The organism is Streptomyces sp. NPDC030165 (assembly GCF_055573595.1).
In genome coordinates, this window is the sequence record NZ_JBVIBD010000008.1 from 342,072 (window position 1) to 361,995 (window position 19,924).

Here is a 19,924-nt window from a genome sequence, read left to right on the forward strand (position 1 = left end):
CCCCGCCTCCGGGGCGGGCGCCGCCCCGTTCCGGCCGCCGCCCGCCCGCCCGGTACAGTGCGCTTGACTCGCGCACATCACGGCAGGGGGGAACGATGCTCGCGCATCTGACGGACACCGCACGCCAGTTGGCCGGCATTCTGTGGCAGCAGCACACGGTCTACCGGGACCGGACGGGTGGGGTGGTCATACGGGGCGAGCACGTCCAGCGGTGGATCAGCCTGTCCGTCACCGGGACCCGTGGCGAGGTGCTGATACGGGCGGGGCGTATCCTGGACGGCGGTACGAGCGCGCCCGCGCGGGCGGAAACGGTCCTGCGGCTGGACAGCGGTACGGGCGAACTGGCCGCCGCCTGCCGCCGGTTACTGGCCGACATCGCGATCAACGCCGCTCCGGAGGCGGCCCGCGCACCCCGGCCCGACGGGCCGCGGCCACGGGCCCGCAGGCGGACGGGGAAGGCGCGGATCGCCCTGTGGGTCCTCCTCACCACGGTGACCAGCGCCTCCGTGCTCGCCGCCCTCGTCGCCTACAGCTCCTACAGCGCCGCCCGCTGACGTACGGGCGGCGCGGGTCAGGCCGACACCGGCCGCTGCACGTGGATGGACTGGAGCAGCCCTATGGCGATCCAGACCGCGAACATGGACGTACCGCCGTACGAGACGAACGGCAGCGGCAGCCCGGTGACGGGCATGATGCCGAGCGTCATGCCGATGTTCTCGAACGCCTGGAAGGAGAACCAGGACACGCAGCCGGCCGCCACGATCGTGCTGTACAGCTCGCTGGCCTCGCGGGCGATGCGGCAGGCGCGCCACAGCACGACGCCCAGCAGGACGATGATCAGGCCCGCGCCGAGGAAGCCCAGCTCCTCACCGGCGACGGTGAAGATGAAGTCGGTCTGCTGCTCCGGGACGAACTGGCCGGTGGTCTGGCTGCCCTGGAAGAGGCCGGAGCCGGTCAGCCCGCCGCCGCCGATCGCGATGCGCGCCTGGTTGGTGTTGTAGCCCACGCCCGCCGGGTCCAGGCTCGGGTTGGCGAAGGCGGCGAAGCGCGCGATCTGGTAATCGTCCAGCAGCCCGAGCTGCCAGACGGCCACACAGCCGATCACGCCGGTGCCCACCAGTCCGAGGATCCACCGGTTGGAGGCGCCGGAGGAGAGCAGCACGCCGAGGATGATCGCGCCGAGGACCATCACCGAGCCGAGGTCCGGCATCAGCATGATGATGGCGACCGGGACGGCGGCCAGGCCGAGGGCCTGCACGACGGTGCGGTGGTCGGGGTGCGGGCGGTCGCCCGCGTCGACCCGGCCCGCGAGGATCACCGCCATCCCCAGCGTGATCGTGATCTTGGCGAACTCGGCGGGCTGGAGGGAGAGCCCGCCGGGGATGGCCAGCCAGGAGCGGGAGCCGTTGATCGTGGCGCCCAGCGGCGTGAGGACCAGCAGCGACAGCAGCAGCGAGACGGCGTACAGGATCGGTACGGCGCCGCGCAGCGTGCGGTGGCCGAGCCAGATCGCGCCGGCCGCCAGGGCCAGGCCGATGCCGGTGTTCAGCAGGTGGCGCAGCAGGAAGCCGTACTCGTCGCCGTGGTTGAGCTCGGTGCGGTTGCGGGTCGCCGAGAAGACCAGCACCGCGCCGATCAGGGACAGCGCCAGGCAGCACAGCAGCATGACCCAGTCGAGGCGGCGGACGACGGAGTCGCGCGCGGTCAGCTTGCCCCATGCGCCGCGGTCGGGGGTGTAGCGGCGGACGGTGAAGCCGTTCGCCGTGTGCGAGCTGGTCACTGTTCCCGCCTTCCGGCCGCGGCGGGCGGCGGTGTGGCGGCGACGGGCTTGATGGGCTGTGCCTGGATCGTGCCGTCGCCCAGGATCTTGGGCAGGCCGGTCTGCGGCTTCGGCAGCAGCGCCGCCTTCTCGTCGATCTTGCCCTTGTCGTCCACCCCGTACAGCGCGTTGTAGATCTTGCGCACGGCGGGGCCGGCGGAGCCCGAGCCGGTGCCGCCCTGGGAGATGGTCATGACGATGGTGTAGTCCTTGGTGTACGTGGCGAACCAGCCCGTCGTCTGCTTGCCGTAGACCTCGGCCGTACCGGTCTTGGCGTGCATCGGGATCTTGTCCTGCGGCCAGCCCTGGAAGCGCCAGGCGGCGGTGCCGCGGGTGGCGACGCCGGCCAGCGCGCCGTCGATCTGGGACAGCGTCTTGGCGGTCACCGGCAGCTTGCCGTGCGCCTTGGGCTCGATGTTCTCGATGCGCTTGCCGTCGGGGCTGACGACGGCCTTGCCCACGGTCGGGTTGTACAGCGTGCCGCCGTTGGCGATCGCCGCGTAGATCGTCGCCATCTGGATCGGGGTGACCTGGGTGTCGCCCTGGCCGATGGAGTAGTTCACCGAGTCACCGGCGCGCATCTTCATGCCGGACTCGCAGTTCTCCTTGGCGATCTTCGACACGTAGTCGTCGCCGGTCTTGCCCTGCTTGCACCAGCTGTCCTTGTTGGCCTCCCAGTACCGCTTCTTCCACTGGCGGTCCGGGACGCGGCCGGTGACCTCGTTGGGCAGGTCGATGCCGGTCTCCTTGCCGAGGCCGAACTGGTGTGCCGTCTTGTAGAACCAGTCCGCCGGGTTCTTCGGCTTGTTGCCGCCGTCCTTCTGCCACTGCTGGTAGGCGAGGTTGTAGAAGACGGTGTCGCAGGAGACCTCCAGCGCGCGGCCGAGGTTGATCGGCCCGTAGCCCTTGGACTCGAAGTTCTTGAAGACCTGGCCGCCGATGTTGAAGGAGGCGGTGCAGGGGTAGTTGCTGTCGAAGTCGTATCCGGCGTTGACCGCGGCCGAGGTCGAGATGACCTTGAAGATCGAGCCGGGCGCGGCCTGCCCCTGGATCGCGCGGTTGAGCAGCGGGTAGTTGGAGTCCTTGCCGGTCAGCCGCGCGTAGTCCTTGCCGGAGATGCCGCCGACCCAGGCGTTCGGGTCGTAGGACGGGTTGGAGGCCATCGAGACGACCCGGCCGGTCTTGTTCTCCATGACGACGACGGCACCCGCGTCGGCCTTGTAGTTGGTGCCGGTGTTCTTGTCGTGCGTCTTGCGGGCGTCCTTCATCGCCTGGTCCAGTTCCTTCTCCGCTATGGCCTGGACGCGGGCGTCTATGCTCGTGACGACGTTGGAGCCGGGCACCGCCTTGTCGCTCTTGGCCTTGCCGATGACCCGGCCGAGGTTGTCGACCTCGTAGCGGGTCACGCCGGCCTTGCCGCGCAGGGCACTGTCGTAGGTGCGCTCCAGTCCGGACCGGCCGATCTGGTCGGAGCGCAGCAGCGGCGAGCGGGTGTCCTTGGCCTTCTGGATCTCCTCGTCGGTGACCGGCGAGAGGTAGCCGAGGACCTGGGCGGTCTCGGCCTTGCCGGGCGCGGCGTAGCGGCGTACGGCGGTGGGTTCGGCGGAGATGCCGGGGAAGTCCTCGGAGCGTTCGCGGATCTGGAGGGCCTGCTGGGTGGTGGCCTCGTCGGTGATGGGGATGGGCTGGAAGGGCGAGCCGTTCCAGCAGGGCTGCGGGGTCTTGGCGTCGCACAGCCGGACCTTGTTGCGGATCTCCGTCTCCGACATGCCCAGGACCTTGGCGAGCCGGCCGAGCACGGCCTTGCCGTCGTCCTTCATCTTCAGCAGGTCGGTGCGGCTGGCGGAGACGACCAGGCGGGTCTGGTTGTCGGCGAGCGGGATGCCGCGGGCGTCGAGGATGGAGCCGCGGGTGGCCGGTTCGACGACCTGCTGGACGTGGTTGTTGCGGGCCTCGTCGGCGTACTCCCGGCCGTTGCGGATCTGGAGGTACCACAGCCGGCCGCCGAGGGTCAGCAGCAGCGAGAAGACGAGGATTTGGATGGCGATCAGCCGGATCGTGACGCGCGAGGTACGGCCGGTCTCCGGAATGTTGGTCACAGTCGCTTGACCCCCTTGATGCGTCCTGCCTTGTTACGGGGCGGCCTGCCGAGCAGTCCGCCGCGCTGGCCGCCGATCCGGGCCTGCCTGGACGGAAGGCCGGTGCGCATCGAGCGGCTCGCCTTCAGGCCGGTGCCGGAGCCGATCCAGCCGTGGACCGCCTTACGGCCCTTGGCGGAACCGCCCTGTCCGCCGGCGGCGTCCGCCGCCAGCGGGTCGTTCTCGGTCCTGCGGGCCAGCGCCATGACCAGGGGTACGGCGAACGGGGCCAGCAGCAGGTCGTAGAGCGTGGCGGTGAACAGCAGCCAGCCCAGGCCCACGTGCCGGGCGGCGGAGTCGCCGACGAGCGAGCCGACGCCCGCGTACAGCAGCGTCGAGCCGAGGGCGGCGCCGACCACGACGACCAGCGGCATGGTCGCCGAGCGGTGCTGCCCGGTGTCCGGCTTGGTCAGCCCGGCCACGTACCCGATGACGCACAGCACCAGCGCGTACCGGCCGATGGCGTGGTCGGAGGGCGGCGCGAGGTCGGCGAGCAGGCCGGCGCCGAAGCCGACCAGGGCGCCGCCGGTGTGTCCGTAGACCAGCGCCAGGCCGAGGACGACCAGGAGCAGCAGGTCCGGGGTGGCGCCGGGCAGTTGGAGCCGCGCCAGCACACTGACCTGGACCAGCAGGGCCACGACCACCAGGACGGCCGAGAGCAGGGTCCTCTTGATGCGCATCGGTCAGCTCCTGGGGGAGGCGCTCGCGGTGGGGGTGGCCGTGACGGTGACCGTCGGGGTCGGCTTGGGTTTGGCGGGTTTCTGCGGCAGCACCGTGTCGCGCGGGTCCTCGCGGGGCGGCTGGACGACCACGCCGACGACGTCCAGCTGGGAGAAGCCGACGAACGGGCGGACCTGGAGGGAGCGGGTCAGATCGCCGTTGGACGGGTCGACCTTGACGACCCGTCCGACCGGGACGCCGGGCACGAACGGCTTGTCGGCGCTGGAGCCGAAGGTGACCAGCCGGTCGCCCTTCTTCACCTCGGCCTTGCCGTTCAGGAGCTGCACGCGCAGCGAGTCGCCGCCCTGGCCGGTGGCGAAGCCGATCTCGTTGGTCTTCTCCATGCGGGTGCCGACGGTGAAGTCGGGGTCGTTGGCGAGCAGGACGGTGGCGGTGGTGCGGCCCACGGTGGTGACCCGGCCGACCAGGCCGTCCCCGTTCAGGACGGTCATGTCGCGGGCGATGCCGTCCTGGGAGCCGGCGTCGATGGTGACGGTCCAGGAGAAGCCCTGCGCCGCGCCGATGGCGATGACCTGGGCGCCCTTGATGCCGTACTGGCCGGTGCCGGCGGTCTTGAGCATCTTGTCCAGCTCGGCGGCGCGGTTGCGGTTGCGGTCGGAGGAGCCCAGCTTCGCCTTGAGCGCGGCGTTCTCCCGCTCCAGGGCGCTGATACGGGTGTGCCGCTCGCCGGAGTCCCGTACCGCGCCGACCGCGTTGCCCACCGGGTCGACGACCGTGGCGATGCCGCTCTCGACCGGTCCGAAGGCCGCGGCGGCAGCCTGCCGGGCACCGGCGAGCGGGGACCGTTCGCCGCCGCGGATGTCCACCGTGATCAGCGCGAACGCGATCGCGACCAGCAGCACCAGTAGCAGCCGGCTCTCTCGTGTGTCCCTCACGTGCGGCGGCCGTGTCCTTCCTCGTAGGACCGGCCGGCTGCGGGCCCGCGCCGGTCGCGCTGGGGAGTGCGTTGTGCCTTTGTACGCAGTTGCTCGCCCGTGGGGGCGTGGTGCCTTTATACGCAGTGCCCGCCCGTCGGGGCGTGGTGCCTGTATATCAACGATCCGCCGTACGGACGATCAGCCGCCCGTACGACGGAATGTCGGGTTCCTCAGCGGCGCGGCTGGGAGTCCAGGACCTGCTGGAGCGCCTCGAACTCCTCGACGCACTTGCCGCTGCCGAGTGCGACGGAGTCCAGCGGGTCCTCGGCGATGTGGATCGGCATGCCGGTCTCGCGGCGCAGACGCTCGTCGAGGCCGCGGAGCAGGGCGCCGCCTCCGGTGAGCACGATGCCGCGGTCCATGACGTCACCGGACAGCTCCGGCGGGCACTTGTCGAGCGTCGTCTTGACCGCGTCGACGATGGAGTTGACCGGTTCCTCGATGGCCTTGCGGACCTCGGCCGCCGAGATGACCACGGTCTTGGGCAGGCCGGAGACCAGGTCCCGGCCGCGGATCTCGGTGTGCTCGTCCTGCTCCAGGTCGTACGCCGAACCGATGGTGATCTTGATGCTCTCGGCGGTGCGCTCGCCCAGCAGGAGGCTGTACTCCTTCTTGATGTGCTGGATGATCGCGTTGTCCAGCTCGTCGCCGGCCACCCGGATCGACTGGGCCGTGACGATGCCGCCGAGCGAGATCACCGCGACCTCGGTCGTGCCGCCGCCGATGTCCACGACCATGTTGCCGGTGGCCTCGTGGACCGGCAGGCCGGAGCCGATCGCGGCGGCCATCGGCTCCTCGATGATGTGCACCTGGCGGGCGCCGGCCTGGGTGGACGCCTCGATGACCGCGCGGCGCTCGACTCCGGTGATGCCGGAGGGGACACAGACGACCACGCGCGGGCGGGCCAGGTAACGGCGCTTGTGGATCTTGAGGATGAAGTAGCGGAGCATCCGCTCGGTGATCTCGAAGTCGGCGATCACGCCGTCCTTCAGGGGACGCACCGCGACGATGTTGCCGGGGGTGCGGCCGATCATCTTCTTCGCCTCGGCCCCGACGGCCAGGATGCCGCCGGTGTTGGTGTTGATGGCCACGACCGACGGCTCGTTGAGGACGATCCCGCGACCCCTGACGTACACCAGCGTGTTGGCGGTCCCGAGGTCGACAGCCATGTCACGGCCGATGAACGACATGTTGTTCCCCATGAGGATACGTCTGGCCTTCCCAACTGGAGCGAATGCTTACTTGAGGTCGGCAGGTGTGGTGCGCCGGGGCGCGGAAGCTCCATCGTAGTCACGAAGTCCCCACCGCTCGAACGCGGTGCGGGGTTCCTTCGCCATTGTCGGCGGAACACGGACCCGCCCCCCTCAATGGGGACGTCGTGTCGCGCCGAAGCGTTCCCCCGTTCGGAGCGCGGAAAACCGCGGGGCGACCGGCGGTCGGCCGGTCGCCCCAGGTCACCGGGGGTCCCGGGGGCCGGAGGTCAGGAAAGACCCGGGAAGAAAATCTTGATTTCACGCTCCGCCGACTCCGGCGAGTCCGAGGCGTGGACGAGGTTCTCCCGGGTGATGGTCCCGAAGTCGCCGCGGATCGAACCGGCGGGCGCCTTGATCGGGTCGGTGGGGCCGGCCAGCGTCCGTACGCCCTCGATGACCCGCTCGCCCTCGACGACCAGGCTGACCACCGGGCCCGACGACATGAACTGCACCAACGGCTCGTAGAAGTCCCGGCCGACGTGCTCGGCGTAGTGCTGCTCCAGAATCGCGCGGTCCAGGGTGCGCAGTTCCAGCGCGCTGATCGTCCAGCCCGCCTTGCGCTCGATACGGCCGAGAATCTCACCGACCAGGCCGCGGCGGACCGCGTCGGGCTTGAGGAGGACGAGCGTGCGCTGGCTCACGGGAGGGGCTCCTTGTGTGACGTGCGACAGACGGCAGGTGCCCTGAGGCTACATGGGTGACGGCGTTGGGCTGTACGCGGTACCGGGGCCGGTCAGGGGGCCGAACGGGTGGCGCGGCCACAGGTTTCGCACGGGTGTCCGATGCGGTCGGGGCGGAGCCCGGGGCGGGCCGCCGGTCCGGGCTGCCGCGCGGACGCCCCCGGAAGCACGGAGTCCGGCCCCGGGGCACGCGCCGCACATTCGTACTTTCGTACGACGCCTGTCCGGAACCGGACCGGAAACCGTGCAGCCGTGACTACGCCGTACCCGGCTGCGGCCCCTCCTCCGCCTGGGCCGCCCAGCGGGCCTTCGCCTCGTCGATCTTGCGGCCGAAGTGCACCGACGCCCACCACAGCGCGGCGAAGACCGCCCCGAGGAAGAACATCGTGGTCACCACGAAGCCGCTGGCGATCAGCGCGGCCTGCAGGACCCAGCCCAGCTGCACGCCGCCGGGGCGGGTGAGCACGCCGCACAGCAAAACGCACAGCAGCATCGCGACGCCGCTGACCGTCCAGACCGTGGCCGTGGAGTGGCCGGAGGTCTGCATCGCGACCAGACCGGCGAAACCGATCACGAAGAACTCGCCGATCAGCGTGCTCGCACACAGCGTGCGCATGCTCAGTTCCTCCCCAGGAGCAGCCGGGCCTCGCCGACCGTGATCACGGAGCCGGTGACCAGCACGCCCGCGCCGGAGTACTCGCCCTCCTCCTCCGCGAGGGTGATCGCCGCCTCCAGCGCGTCGTCGAGCCGCGGCTCGACCTGCACCCGCTCGGAGCCGAAGATCTCCACGGCGACGCCCGCCAGCTCGTCCGCGTCCATGGCGCGGTGGCTGGAGTTACGGGTCACCACGATCTCCGCGAAGATCGGCTCGAAGGCCTCCAGGACGCCTCGTACGTCCTTGCCCTCGCTGGCGCCGACCACCCCGACGAGTCGGCTGAAACCGAACGCCTCGCTGACGGCCTCGGCAGCGGCCCGCGCGCCCGCCGGGTTGTGCGCCGCGTCCAGGATGACGGTCGGGCTGTTGCGGACGACCTCCAGGCGGCCCGGCGAGGCCACCGCGGCGAATGCGGAGCGGATGGTGTCGATGTCGAGCGTGCGGGCGTGCTCGGAGCCGATGCCGAAGAACGCCTCGACGGCGGCGAGCGCCACCGCGGCGTTGTGCGCCTGGTGGGCGCCGTACAGCGGCAGGAAGATGTCCGGGTACTCGCCGCCCAGACCGCGCAGCGTCAACAGCTGGCCGCCGACCGCCACCTCGCGGCTGAGCACGCCGAACTCCATGCCCTCGCGGGCGACCGTGGCGTCCACCTCGACCGCGTGCTTGAGCATCACGGACGCCGCGTCCACCGGCTGCTGCGCCAGGACGACGGTCGCGTCCTTCTTGATGATCCCGGACTTCTCGCCGGCGATCTGCTCGGGTGTCTCGCCCAGGCGGTCGGTGTGGTCCAGCGAGATGGGCGTGACGACGGCGACGTCCCCGTCGATCACGTTGGTCGCGTCCCAGGTGCCGCCCATGCCGACCTCGACGACCGCGACGTCCACCGGGGCGTCCGCGAAGGCCGCGTACGCCATGGCGGTGAGCACCTCGAAGAAGGACAGGCGGTACTGCTCGCGCTCGTCGACCATCTCCACGTACGGCGCGATGTCCCGGTACGTCTCGATGAAACGCTCCGCCGAGATCGGGGCGCCGTCCAGGCTGATCCGCTCGGTCACCGACTGCACGTGCGGGCTGGTGTACCGGCCGGTACGCAGCTCGAAGCCGGACAGCAGCGCCTCGATCATGCGGGCGGTGCTGGTCTTGCCGTTGGTGCCGGTGATGTGGATGGACGGATACGCGCGCTGCGGCGAGCCCAGCACGTCCATCAGCGCCTCGATGCGCTGCACCGAGGGATCCAGCTTCGTCTCCCCCCAGCGGCCGGCCAGCTCGGCCTCCACCTCGCGCAGCGCGCGGTCCACCTCGGGGTCCTCGGGGCGGGCGGGAATGCCGTCCCCCTGAGGCGGGCCGGCCTGCGCGCGCAGGGTACGGCTGCCGGCCTCGATCACGGCGAGGTCGGGGTCCCGGCCTGTCTCGGCCTCCACCATCTCCTCGAAGGGGTCGGCCTGGCCGTCCGGGCCGGGAATCGGGTCGGGGTCGTCGTTTCGGGGGCGGTCGTCGCTCACGGCTCCAGTCTACGAGCCACCACCGACACCGGTGGGTGGCGGCCCGAGGCCGGGGGCGGGACGGCCCGCGGCCCCGGCCACGACGGGACGCCCGCCCCCGGCAGCTCCCGGCACTACGACAGCGCCGCCTTCATCATCGCCTTGGCCACCGGGCCCGCCAGGCCGCCGCCCGAGATCTCGCTGCGGGCCGCATCACTGTCCTCGACCATGACGGCGACGGCCACCTGGTGACCCTTGCCGTCCTTGGCGTAGGAGACGAACCAGGCGTACGGGGTGCCCTCGTTGTCCACGCCGTGCTGGGCGGTGCCGGTCTTGCCGCCGACCGTCAGACCGTCGATCTTGGCCTTGGAGCCGGTGCCCTCGTTCACGACGGTCTCCATCGACGACTGGAGCTGCTCGGCGGTGCGCTGCGACATCGCCTTGCCGTACTTCTCCGGCTCGTACCGCTGGAGCGTGTTGCCGCCGCTGTCGGTGAGCTTGTCGACCATCTGCGGCCTCTGGAGCTCCCCTCCGTTGGCGATGGCCGAGGAGACCATGGCCATCTGGAGCGGCGTCGCGGTGTCGTCGAACTGGCCGATGCCGGACAGCGCGGTCTGCGCCTTGTCCATGCCCTGCGGGTACAGGCTCTTGCCGGCCCGTACCGGAGTGTCCAGCTTGCCGTCGTTGAAGCCGAACTTCTCGGCCTGCGCGCGCACCTTGTCCTGGCCCAGGTCGGCGGCCAGCTTCGCGAAGACGGTGTTGCAGGAGTACTGGAGCGCGGTGCGGATGGTGGCGTTCTTGCAGGGGGCGGAGGCGCTCTCGTTCTTCAGCTGGGTGCGGGTGCCCGGCAGGGTGTACGGGTCGGGGCTGTCGGTGGCCTCGTCCACGGAGGAGTACAGGCCGTTCTCCAGCGCGGCGGCCGCGACGACCAGCTTGAAGGTGGAGCCGGGCGGCAGCGGCTGCCGCAGCGCCCGGTTGACCTCGGGGTGCTTCTCGTCCGCGGACAGGTCCTTCCACGCCTTCTGGTCGCCGCTGCCGGAGCCGGAGAACTCGCCCGGGTCGTACGAGGGCGTGCTGACCATGCCGAGGACCTTGCCGGTGGCCGGGTCGAGGGCGACCGCGGCGCCGGTCTTGCCGCCGAGCGCCTCGTAACCGGCCTTCTGCACCTTGGAGTCGATGGTGGTGGCCACGTCGCCGCCCTTGGGCCGCTGGCGGGTCAGCGCGTCGCCCGGGTTCTGCAGGCGGCTGTCGGAGCCGTCGAGGAGGTCGCCGTACAGGCTCTCCAGCTGGTTGCTGCCGAAGATCTGCGAGGTGAAGCCGGTGACGGGGGCGTAGAGCGGGCCGTTCTTGTACGTCCGCTTGTTCTTGAGGGTGCCGTCGGTGGCGGTGGACCCGGTCACCGGCTGCCCGTCGACGAGGATGTTGCCCAGCGGATTCGCGTACTTGGCTATGGAAACGCGCGGATTGTGCGGATCGTCCGAGAACGTGGACGCCTTGGCCCCCTGCAGCCAGGTGACCCACGCCAGCAGCGCGAGGATCAGCAGGATGCAGAAGACCGAGACGCGGCGCAGGGGTTTGTTCATGGGTGGCGCGGCTCCTCGTCGCTGGACGGTGCGTGCGGCCGACTACGTAGCTGTACGTTTCGCCGGAAAGTCCCGTTTGCGGGCCCCATGCTCCCCCGTCTCGATGAGAGGCGGATGAGAACGCGGCGGCCACCGCCCCACCGTGACGCACGCCTCTGACGGCCACCCCGGGGCAACGCACCACCCCCCTGCCCGCATCTTCCCCGGCGGGCTCTGTGAGCCTTGACCGACACGAAGATCCGGAGAACTCCGGCAGAGACGGGCCCCGGGGGCGGCGGCGTGCGGCCGCCGGGCTCCCCCGGGCAGGGCAGGAGCTGAAGAGCGTGCGGGTGCCGGCAATCAGTCAGCGGATGCACTTGGTGCTGCTCACCGCGTGGACCGTGCTGTGGTTCGTCGTGGTCGAGCCGAACGGGGGGTTCTCCTGGCACTATCTGCGCACCGGCGGCGAGCTGATCTACCAGGGCTCGTCCGGCGACGGCACCGGCGGCCTCAACCTCTACGCCCACCACCCCGAACTCCAGATGGGCCCGGTCAGCTTCCTGGTGGCCGGCCTGTTCAACCCGTTCCCCGAGCACACCGGCCAGTTCCTGGCCGCGGCCCTGATGTCGCTGCTCGGCCTGGTGATCGTGGTACTGGCCGGCCGCAGCGCCGCCTGGCACTTCCTGGGCACCGGCACCAACCACCAGCGGCTGCGGCAGCGCGTCCTCATAGCCGGCCTGGCCTTCATCCCCATGTGGATCGAGGTCTCGGTCCGCTTCGGGCACCTGGACGACGTCCTCGCGCTGTTCTTCACGGCGCTGGCCGTACGGTCGGTGACCCGCGGCAACGCCGCGCTGACCGGTGTCTTCCTGGCCCTCGCGATGGACTCCAAGCCGACCGCGCTGGCCTTCGTACCGCTGCTGCTCGCGCTCCCGAAGGAGAAGTGGCTGCGCGCGGGGCTGTGGATGGCGGGCCTGGTCGCGGTCGCCTGGCTGCCGTTCTTCATCGGTGACATCCATTCGTTCTCGGCGGCCAAGTTCGCCATCCCCAACCACCCGGCGTCCGCACTGCGCTGGCTGGGCGTGGCCGATCCGGAGACGCCCGGCTGGGACCGGCCCGCGCAGTTCGCGCTGGGCCTGCTGCTGGGCTGCCTGGCGGTGTGGCGGGGGCGCTGGGCCGCCGTCGTCCTGCTCGGCGCCAACGCCCGGATCGTCCTGGACCCCAGCGTCTACACGTACTACACCGCGTCCGTCCTGCTCGGCACGCTGCTGTGGGACGTCATCGGCCAGCGGCGGCTCGTGCCCTGGTGGAGCTGGCTGGCGCTGCTGATCCTGTACGGCAGCGTCTTCGTGGTGCCCGACGACTCGGCGCGCGGCCTGATCCGCCTGGCCTTCGTCGCGGTGTCGACGGCGTACGTCCTGCTCTGGCCGGTACGGGAACGCGGCGACCGGCGCGGCTCCGGACGGCGCAGGCCCCCCGCCCGTAAGGACGAGGGGCCTGCGGAGAGCTACGCGCCGGGGACCGCCCCGGCGCCCGGCGTCACGCCTTGGGCAGGGCCGCCAGCTGCGCGCTGATGCGCACGATGTCGGCCTCGGCCGTCTCCAGCCGCGTACGGATCTTGGCGACGACGTGTTCCGGAGCCTTGCCCAGGAACGCCTCGTTGCCCAGCTTCGCGTTGGCCTGGGCCTTCTCCTTCTCGGCCGCGGCCAGGTCCTTCGACAGCCGCTTGCGCTCGGCCTCGACGTCGATGGCGCCCGACAGATCCAGCGCCACCGTGGCACCCGCGACCGGCAGCGACGCGGTGGCGGTGAAGTCCTCGCCCGCGGGCTGGAGGCGCAGCAGCGAGCGCATCGCGGCCTCGTGCGCGGCGAGCTGGGTGCCCGCCAGCTCCAGCCGGGCCGGGACCTTCTGGCCGGGCTGGAGCCCCTGGTCCGACCGGAAGCGGCGGACCTCGGTGACGACCTGCTGGACCGTCTCGATCTCCCGCTCGGCGGCCGCGTCGCGGAAGCCGCTGTCGGCGGGCCACTCGGCGATCACCAGGGACTCACGGCCGGTCAGCGCCGTCCACAGGGTCTCCGTGACGAACGGGACGACCGGGTGCAGCAGGCGCAGCGTGACGTCCAGGACCTCGCCGAGGACCCGGCGCGAGACGTCGGCGGCCGGGCCGCCCGCCATGAACGTGGTCTTGGACAGCTCGACGTACCAGTCGAAGACCTCGTCCCAGGCGAAGTGGAAGAGGGAGTCCGACAGCTTGGCGAACTGGTAGTCGTCGTAGTACGCGTCCACCTCGGCGACGACCGTGTTGAGCCGGGACAGGATCCACCGGTCGGTCGCCGACAGCTGCTCGGCCGGGGGCAGCTCTCCCTCGACCGTCGCGCCGTTCATCAGCGCGAAGCGGGTGGCGTTCCAGATCTTGTTGGCGAAGTTGCGCGAGCCCTGGACCCAGTCCTCGCCGATCGGCACGTCGGTACCGGGGTTGGCACCGCGGGCGAGCGTGAAGCGGACGGCGTCCGAGCCGTACTTGTCCATCCAGTCCAGCGGGTTGACCGCGTTGCCGAAGGACTTCGACATCTTCTTGCCGCGCTCGTCGCGGACCATGCCGTGCAGGGCGATGGTCTTGAACGGCGGGGTGCCGTCCATCGCGTACAGGCCGAACATCATCATCCGGGCGACCCAGAAGAAGAGGATGTCGTAGCCGGTGACCAGGACCGAGTTCGGGTAGAACTTCTCGACACTCGGGGTCTTCTCGGGCCAGCCGAGCGTGGAGAACGGCCACAGGCCCGACGAGAACCAGGTGTCCAGGACGTCCGTGTCCTGCGTCCAGCCCTCGCCCGTCGGAACCTCGTCGTCCGGTCCGACGCAGACGACCTCGCCGTTCGGGCCGTACCAGACCGGGATGCGGTGGCCCCACCACAGCTGGCGCGAGATGCACCAGTCGTGGAGGTTGTCGACCCAGCCGAAGTAGCGGGACTCCATCTCCTTGGGGTGGATGTCCACCTTGCCGTCGCGGACCGCGTCACCGGCGGCCTTCGCGAGCGGGCCGACCCTGACCCACCACTGCATGGACAGCCGGGGCTCGATGGTCGTCTTGCAGCGCGAGCAGTGCCCGACCGAGTGGGTGTACGGGCGCTTCTCGGCGACGACGCGGCCCTCGGCGCGCAGCGCGGCGACGATCGCGGAGCGGGCCTCGAAGCGGTCCAGACCCTCGAAGGGGCCGTGCGCGGTGATCACGCCGCGCTCGTCCAGCACCGCGAGATTGGGCAGGTCGTGCCGGCGGCCGATCTCGAAGTCGTTGGGGTCGTGGGCCGGGGTGACCTTGACCGCGCCGGTACCGAACTCCGGGTCGACGTGCTCGTCGGCGACGACCGGGATGCGGCGGCCGGTCAGCGGCAGCTCGATCTCCGTGCCGACCAGGTGGCGGTAGCGCTCGTCGTCCGGGTGGACCGCGACGGCGGTGTCACCGAGCATCGTCTCGGCGCGGGTGGTGGCGACGACGATCGACGCGTCGCCGTCCCCGTACATGATCGAGACCAGCTCGCCCTCGTCGTCCTGGTACTCCACCTCGATGTCCGAGATGGCCGTCAGGCAGCGCGGGCACCAGTTGATGATGCGCTCGGCGCGGTAGATCAGCTCGTCGTCGTAGAGCCGCTTGAAGATCGTCTGGACTGCCTTGGACAGGCCCTCGTCCATCGTGAAGCGCTCACGCGACCACGCGACGCCGTCACCCAGACGCTTCATCTGCCCGGAGATCTGCCCGCCGGACTCGCCCTTCCAGCGCCACACCCGCTCGACGAACGCCTCCCGGCCCAGGTCGTGGCGCGAGACGCCCTCCTTGGCCAGCTCGCGCTCGACGACGTTCTGGGTGGCGATGCCCGCGTGGTCCATACCGGGCTGCCACAGCGTCTCGTAGCCCTGCATCCGCTTCCGGCGGGTGAGGGCGTCGATCAGGGTGTGCTCGAAGGCGTGCCCGAGGTGCAGCGAGCCCGTGACGTTCGGCGGCGGGATGACGATCGTGTACGGCGGCTTCTCGCTCTTCTCGTCCGCCTCGAAGTAACCCCGCTCTACCCAGCGCTCGTACAGCGGCCCCTCTACCTCGGCCGGCGCGTACTGGGTCGGCAGTTCAGTGGGGCTGCTGTTCGGCCCGCCGTCTCGGGGGCTCTGCTGAGTGTTCTCGGTCACGACGCTCAGTGTACGGGCGTGGATGTCGCAGTCTCGAATCGGTTTGGGACCCGGAGCACCGGCTGACAGTGGCGTCGTACAGGATGTTGGCGACGCATAGACATCAACTGTGACGGGCGTCATCGGGCGCCGTCAGTTGCCACGAGGGGAACCCGCTCCATGAGCTTCCACCAGCCGCCTCCCGGCCCGTACGGGCAGCCGCCGCAGCAGCCCGCGCCGTACGGGCAGCCGCCGCAGCAGCCGGTCGGACAGCCCGGGTACGCCTACCCGCAGCAGGGCGGCCAGGTTCCCCCGCAGCAGCCTTACGGCTACCCGCAGCAGGCTCCCCAGCCCGGCTACCCCCAGCAGCCCCAGGCGCCGTACGGCCAGCAGGCGGGTTACGGGCAGCAGCCGCAGAGCGGCGGCAAGGGCAAGGGGGTGAAGATCACGCTCAGTGTTCTCGCGGTGGCGGCGGTGGCGGGCATCGGCGTGGGCGCGTACTACGCGTTCGGTCCTGGCGGGGATGTGAAGCCGTACACGATCTCCATGCCGGCCGACCTGCTCGACGGTACGTTCAAGAAGGCGAAGGGCAAGGACGAGACGAAGGACGAGTCCCAGGACGCGAAGACCAAGGCACTGGGCATCCTCGAGGGCACCAGCGTCCAGGGCGCCTACGCGAACGGCAAGGGGCAGCCGCTGCTCGTCACCGGTGTCTACGGCAAGGTCGCCGACCCCAAGAGCACGGTGAACAAGATGGTCGCCCAGATCGAGAAGAAGTCGGAGCGGACGGACACCCAGGGCACGAAGCTGGAGACCGTCACCCCGGTGACGGAGTTCTCACCCGAGGGCTTCGACGGCTCGGTCATGAAGTGCAAGGCGGTCAAGGGCACCGCGTCGCGGGGCGGCCTCAGTGCGACGTCCACGGTGTCGTGGTGCATCTGGGGCGACTCCAGCGCGGTCGGCATCGTCATGAACAACGGGCTGGAGGCGCCCGCCAGGTCCACCGGCGCCGCCTTCTCCGCACAGGAATTCTCCGAGAAGACCCGCGAGATCCGCGACGCGGTGCGGCACGAGAAGTAGCCACCGCGCCCGTTCCGCACCACTCCAGGGGGAGGACACGCCATGAGCTTCGACCAGCCGCCGCCGGGCCCGTACGGCAGTAGCGGACAGCCGCCGCAGGGGCCGTACGGGAGCAGCGGGCAGCAGCCGCAGCAGGGCGGAGGGTTCGGGCCGCCGCAGGGGCCGCCCCCTGGCCCGCCTCAGGGACCGCCGCCCGGCCCGTACGGGTACGGCCCTCCCCAGCAGCCCCAGGCCCCGCAGCAGGCGGTGCAGCCGATGCAGCCCCCGCAGTTCCCGCAGTTCCCGCCGCCGGGGCCGCCCGGCGGCGGCAGCGGCAGCACCGGGAAGATCATCGCCGGGGTGACCGCCGGTGTCGTCCTCGTGGGCGCCATCATCGGCGGGGCCGTCATGCTCGTCTCCGGCGACGACAACGGCGGCCGTACCCGGGCTGGCGGCAGCAACTCCGCCGCACCGACAGCCGGTTCGGACACCGACGGCGCATCCGGGGAGAAGCCGTCCGCGGAGGACGGCCCGCAGCGGCGGATGCGGCTGACGACGCCCAGGACGGTCGACGACGGCGCGTACACGCTGGAGAAGGACAAGGCGGCGCTGCAGCGCGACGGCCTGAAGCTGGGCTCGCCGCCGCCCGGCATGACGCAGGAGATCGCCCGCTACCGCGGCACCCGCGACAGCCGGACGACCGGCCTGATGATCTCCGGTGGTTACGGCACCATCGCCGACCCGGACAGCGTGGTGGACGGCATGTTCAGCGGTGTGGCCGGCGGGGGCACCACGGTCGTCCGGCAGCGCGAGACGTTCCGGCCCGGCGCGGCCGGCGGCAACGTCACGATCGACTGTGAGGTCGTGAAGCACCCGACGTTCGGCTACGCGCCGGTGTGCGGCTGGGCCGACGGCTCGACCGCCGCGGTGCTGCTCTACATGAACGGCGGGCTGCGCTCCTCCTCGGACATCAACCTGTCGCGGTACGCGGACACCACGGCCGTGGTGCGCGGGGAGACCCGCACGCCGCGCTAGCCAAAGGCCGCGGACCAGCGGCAAGGGCCGCCTCGCGACGGGTGTCGCGGGGCGGCCCTGGCCGTCCGTGCGGGGGGAACGGACGGCGCTACGCGCTCTTCTCGTGGTGTTCGCCCGGCTCGCCGCCGCGGTTGCGCGGCACCAGGGTCGGGTTCACGTTGGAGTGGACGACGTCCTCGGTGATGACGACGCGGGCCACGTCCTTGCGGGACGGGACCTCGTACATCACCGACTGGAGGACCTCCTCCATGATGGCGCGCAGGCCGCGCGCGCCGGTGCCGCGCAGGATCGCCTGGTCGGCGATGGCCTCCAGCGCCGGGCGGTCGAAGTCCAGCTCCACGCCGTCCAGTTCGAACAGGCGCTGGTACTGCTTGACGAGCGCGTTGCGCGGCTCCAGGAGGATCTGCAGCAGCGCCTCGCGGTCGAGGTTGTGCACCGAGGTCAGGACGGGCAGCCGGCCGATGAACTCCGGGATCATCCCGAACTTCACCAGGTCCTCCGGCATCACGTCCTGGAGCTGGTCCTTGGACTCGATCTCCCGCTTGGAGCGGATGTTGGCGCCGAAGCCGATGCCCTTGGCGCCGGACCGGGCCTCGATGATCTTCTCCAGGCCGGCGAACGCGCCGCCCACGATGAACAGCACGTTCGTCGTGTCGATCTGGATGAATTCCTGGTGGGGGTGTTTGCGGCCGCCCTGCGGCGGCACCGAGGCGGTGGTGCCCTCCAGGATCTTCAGCAGGGCCTGCTGGACGCCCTCGCCGGAGACGTCACGGGTGATCGACGGGTTCTCGCTCTTGCGGGCTACCTTGTCGATCTCGTCGATGTAGATGATCCCGGTCTCGGCCTTCTTGATGTCGAAGTCCGCGGCCTGGATCAGCTTGAGGAGGATGTTCTCCACGTCCTCGCCGACATAGCCGGCCTCCGTCAGCGCCGTCGCGTCGGCGAAGGCGAACGGGACGTTGAGCATCCGGGCGAGCGTCTGCGCGAGCAGCGTCTTGCCGGAGCCGGTGGGGCCGAGCAGCAGGATGTTGGACTTGCCGAGCTCGATGCCGTCGTCGCCGCCGCGCGCGCCACCGTTCTCACCCGCCTGGACCCGCTTGTAGTGGTTGTAGACGGCGACCGAGAGCGCCTTCTTGGCGGGCTCCTGGCCTACGACGTAGCTCTCCAGGAACTCGTAGATCTCCCGGGGCTTGGGCAGTTCCTCCCAGCGGACCTCGGAGGTCTCGGCGAGCTCCTCCTCGATGATCTCGTTGCAGAGGTCGATGCACTCGTCGCAGATGTACACACCAGGCCCCGCGATGAGCTTCTTCACCTGCTTCTGACTCTTCCCGCAGAACGAGCACTTGAGCAGGTCGCCGCCGTCACCGATGCGTGCCACGAGGTGCTTCCCCTTCGCCTGGGATCCGCATTGCTCCACGGACCCGGGTGCTTGCCTATCGACGGTACCTTGCCGGGCCCCCCGTACGGGCCCCCCTTGGACCGACTCGGTCAACCCGGTCCAAGGGGGCGTGTCTCCGGCTCAGAGCCTGTGTCATATTCCCGGTCGGATCAGCGCACGTCATCCGGTGCACTTCGCTGCGCTGCGTCTCGGCTCTTCCGTCAGTCTTCCGGAGGCCGAGCCGATCGCCAGGCGCCGGGATGCCCTCGTAGCGGAGCGGGGTATGACACAGGCTCTTCACTTCGCGACGGGTCGCGATCAGACCGAGGTGTCCGCCTTACGGGTCGAGACGATCTGGTCGACCAGACCGTACGCCAGGGACTCCTCGGCGGTCAGGATCTTGTCGCGCTCGATGTCGTCGCGGATCTTCTCGATCGGCGTGGTGGAGTGCTTGGCCAGCATCTCCTCCAGCTGCGTACGCATCCGCAGGATCTCGTTGGCGGCGATCTCCAGGTCGGAGACCTGGCCGCGGCCGGTCTCGCTGTACGGCTGGTGGATCAGCACCCGGGCGTTGGGCAGTGCCATCCGCTTGCCGGGGGTGCCGGCGGCGAGCAGCACGGCCGCGGCGGAGGCCGCCTGGCCCATGCAGACCGTCTGGATGTCGGGCTTGACGAACTGCATCGTGTCGTAGATCGCGGTCAGCGCCGTGAAGGAGCCGCCGGGCGAGTTGATGTAGATCGAGATGTCCCGGTCCGGGTCCATCGACTCCAGGCACAGCAGCTGCGCCATGACGTCGTTGGCCGACGCGTCGTCGATCTGCACACCGAGGAAGATCACCCGCTCCTCGAAGAGCTTCGCGTACGGGTCGTACTCGCGCACGCCCTGCGAGGTGCGCTCGACGAAGCGCGGGACGATGTAGCGGGACTCGGCGGGCTGGCCCTGGAACTCTGCCTGCGGGGCGTCGGGGCGCTCGTAGAGGCTACGGCCGGAGAAGTTGTTCATCTGGAGGTTCACCGTCCTGGTGGCGGTCAAAAGGGGCTGGAGTCGG

At 70.4% G+C, this 19,924-nt stretch carries 16 protein-coding genes; 4 read left to right on the forward strand and 12 right to left on the reverse strand.

The genetic code is table 11. The annotated features are described in order from the left end of the window. The first annotated feature begins 95 nt into the window (after window positions 1-95). Window positions 96-554, forward strand: coding sequence for a hypothetical protein (locus ACZ4Z1_RS18220; RefSeq protein ID WP_468487591.1), 459 nt, complete (start codon window positions 96-98; stop codon window positions 552-554). A 17-nt stretch (window positions 555-571) separates the two neighbouring features. Here the strand turns inward: ACZ4Z1_RS18220 and rodA are convergent, their stop codons facing one another. The 9 genes from rodA to ACZ4Z1_RS18265 all read right to left on the reverse strand — a co-directional run bounded on the left by rodA (window position 572) and on the right by ACZ4Z1_RS18265 (window position 11,267). Continuing rightward, window positions 572-1,780, reverse strand: coding sequence for a rod shape-determining protein RodA (gene rodA, locus ACZ4Z1_RS18225; RefSeq protein WP_468487592.1), 1,209 nt, complete (start codon window positions 1,778-1,780; stop codon window positions 572-574). Continuing rightward, window positions 1,777-3,918, reverse strand: coding sequence for a penicillin-binding protein 2 (gene mrdA, locus ACZ4Z1_RS18230; RefSeq protein WP_468487593.1), 2,142 nt, complete (start codon window positions 3,916-3,918; stop codon window positions 1,777-1,779). The genes rodA and mrdA overlap by 4 nt, the downstream gene beginning before the upstream one ends. Next, on the reverse strand, window positions 3,915-4,637 hold the full coding sequence (gene mreD, locus ACZ4Z1_RS18235; protein WP_468487594.1) for a rod shape-determining protein MreD: 723 nt from the start codon (window positions 4,635-4,637) through the stop codon (window positions 3,915-3,917). Before mreD ends, mrdA begins: the two co-directional genes overlap by 4 nt. Window positions 4,638-4,640: 3 nt before the next feature. After that, window positions 4,641-5,573 carry a rod shape-determining protein MreC gene (gene mreC, locus ACZ4Z1_RS18240; protein WP_468487595.1) on the reverse strand — a complete coding sequence of 311 codons (933 nt, stop codon included), beginning with the start codon at window positions 5,571-5,573 and terminating at the stop codon, window positions 4,641-4,643. A 212-nt stretch (window positions 5,574-5,785) separates the two neighbouring features. Then, a complete protein-coding gene (locus ACZ4Z1_RS18245) occupies window positions 5,786-6,805 on the reverse strand; it encodes a rod shape-determining protein (RefSeq protein WP_003985182.1) in 1,020 nt (339 codons plus the stop codon). A gap of 290 nt (window positions 6,806-7,095) precedes the next feature. Beyond that, window positions 7,096-7,509: a nucleoside-diphosphate kinase gene (ndk, locus tag ACZ4Z1_RS18250; protein ID WP_468487596.1), complete on the reverse strand. Its 414-nt coding sequence runs from the start codon at window positions 7,507-7,509 to the stop codon at window positions 7,096-7,098. A 295-nt stretch (window positions 7,510-7,804) separates the two neighbouring features. Then, window positions 7,805-8,164 (reverse strand): DUF4233 domain-containing protein, encoded by a 360-nt coding sequence (locus ACZ4Z1_RS18255; RefSeq protein WP_468487597.1) that lies wholly within the window; start codon window positions 8,162-8,164, stop codon window positions 7,805-7,807. A 2-nt stretch (window positions 8,165-8,166) separates the two neighbouring features. Then, the gene (gene folC / locus ACZ4Z1_RS18260; protein ID WP_468487598.1) at window positions 8,167-9,705 is read right to left on the reverse strand and encodes a bifunctional tetrahydrofolate synthase/dihydrofolate synthase; all 1,539 of its coding nucleotides are present in this window, start codon (window positions 9,703-9,705) and stop codon (window positions 8,167-8,169) included. 113 nt (window positions 9,706-9,818) lie between these two features. Then, the gene (locus tag ACZ4Z1_RS18265; protein WP_468487599.1) at window positions 9,819-11,267 is read right to left on the reverse strand and encodes a peptidoglycan D,D-transpeptidase FtsI family protein; all 1,449 of its coding nucleotides are present in this window, start codon (window positions 11,265-11,267) and stop codon (window positions 9,819-9,821) included. 350 nt (window positions 11,268-11,617) lie between these two features. On the opposite strand from ACZ4Z1_RS18265, the gene ACZ4Z1_RS18270 reads away from it, so the two are divergent. Then, window positions 11,618-12,820 carry a hypothetical protein gene (locus ACZ4Z1_RS18270; RefSeq protein ID WP_468487625.1) on the forward strand — a complete coding sequence of 401 codons (1,203 nt, stop codon included), beginning with the start codon at window positions 11,618-11,620 and terminating at the stop codon, window positions 12,818-12,820. Here ACZ4Z1_RS18270 and ACZ4Z1_RS18275 read toward each other — a convergent pair. Continuing rightward, window positions 12,786-15,425 (reverse strand): valine--tRNA ligase, encoded by a 2,640-nt coding sequence (locus ACZ4Z1_RS18275; RefSeq protein WP_468487600.1) that lies wholly within the window; start codon window positions 15,423-15,425, stop codon window positions 12,786-12,788. The genes ACZ4Z1_RS18270 and ACZ4Z1_RS18275 overlap by 35 nt on opposite strands. Window positions 15,426-15,584: 159 nt before the next feature. Between ACZ4Z1_RS18275 and ACZ4Z1_RS18280 the strand changes: the two genes are divergently transcribed. Next, window positions 15,585-16,484, forward strand: a complete 900-nt coding sequence (locus ACZ4Z1_RS18280) for a hypothetical protein (RefSeq protein ID WP_468487601.1) — start codon at window positions 15,585-15,587, stop codon at window positions 16,482-16,484. Window positions 16,485-16,526: 42 nt separating this feature from the next. Next, entirely contained in the window at window positions 16,527-17,498 is a 972-nt protein-coding gene (locus ACZ4Z1_RS18285; protein WP_468487602.1) for a hypothetical protein, read from the forward strand. An 88-nt stretch (window positions 17,499-17,586) separates the two neighbouring features. Here the strand turns inward: ACZ4Z1_RS18285 and clpX are convergent, their stop codons facing one another. Together clpX and ACZ4Z1_RS18295 are read right to left on the reverse strand one after the other, a co-directional pair. Further along, complete coding sequence (gene clpX, locus ACZ4Z1_RS18290) at window positions 17,587-18,876, reverse strand: ATP-dependent Clp protease ATP-binding subunit ClpX (protein ID WP_365834968.1); 1,290 nt, start codon at window positions 18,874-18,876, stop codon at window positions 17,587-17,589. A 318-nt stretch (window positions 18,877-19,194) separates the two neighbouring features. Next, a complete protein-coding gene (locus ACZ4Z1_RS18295) occupies window positions 19,195-19,878 on the reverse strand; it encodes an ATP-dependent Clp protease proteolytic subunit (protein ID WP_468487603.1) in 684 nt (227 codons plus the stop codon). Window positions 19,879-19,924: the final 46 nt, after the last annotated feature.

Bases quoted from the DNA above. Each gene is read 5' to 3' on its own strand.
- ACZ4Z1_RS18220 (WP_468487591.1), top strand. From the start codon at position 96: ATGCTCGCGCATCTGACGGACACCGCACGCCAGTTGGCCGGCATTCTG.
- mreD (WP_468487594.1), bottom strand. From the start codon at position 4,637: ATGCGCATCAAGAGGACCCTGCTCTCGGCCGTCCTGGTGGTCGTGGCC.
- ACZ4Z1_RS18245 (WP_003985182.1), bottom strand. From the start codon at position 6,805: ATGTCGTTCATCGGCCGTGACATGGCTGTCGACCTCGGGACCGCCAAC.
- ACZ4Z1_RS18255 (WP_468487597.1), bottom strand. From the start codon at position 8,164: ATGCGCACGCTGTGTGCGAGCACGCTGATCGGCGAGTTCTTCGTGATC.
- ACZ4Z1_RS18265 (WP_468487599.1), bottom strand. From the start codon at position 11,267: ATGAACAAACCCCTGCGCCGCGTCTCGGTCTTCTGCATCCTGCTGATC.
- ACZ4Z1_RS18270 (WP_468487625.1), top strand. From the start codon at position 11,618: ATGCACTTGGTGCTGCTCACCGCGTGGACCGTGCTGTGGTTCGTCGTG.
- ACZ4Z1_RS18280 (WP_468487601.1), top strand. From the start codon at position 15,585: ATGAGCTTCCACCAGCCGCCTCCCGGCCCGTACGGGCAGCCGCCGCAG.
- ACZ4Z1_RS18285 (WP_468487602.1), top strand. From the start codon at position 16,527: ATGAGCTTCGACCAGCCGCCGCCGGGCCCGTACGGCAGTAGCGGACAG.
- ACZ4Z1_RS18295 (WP_468487603.1), bottom strand. From the start codon at position 19,878: ATGAACAACTTCTCCGGCCGTAGCCTCTACGAGCGCCCCGACGCCCCG.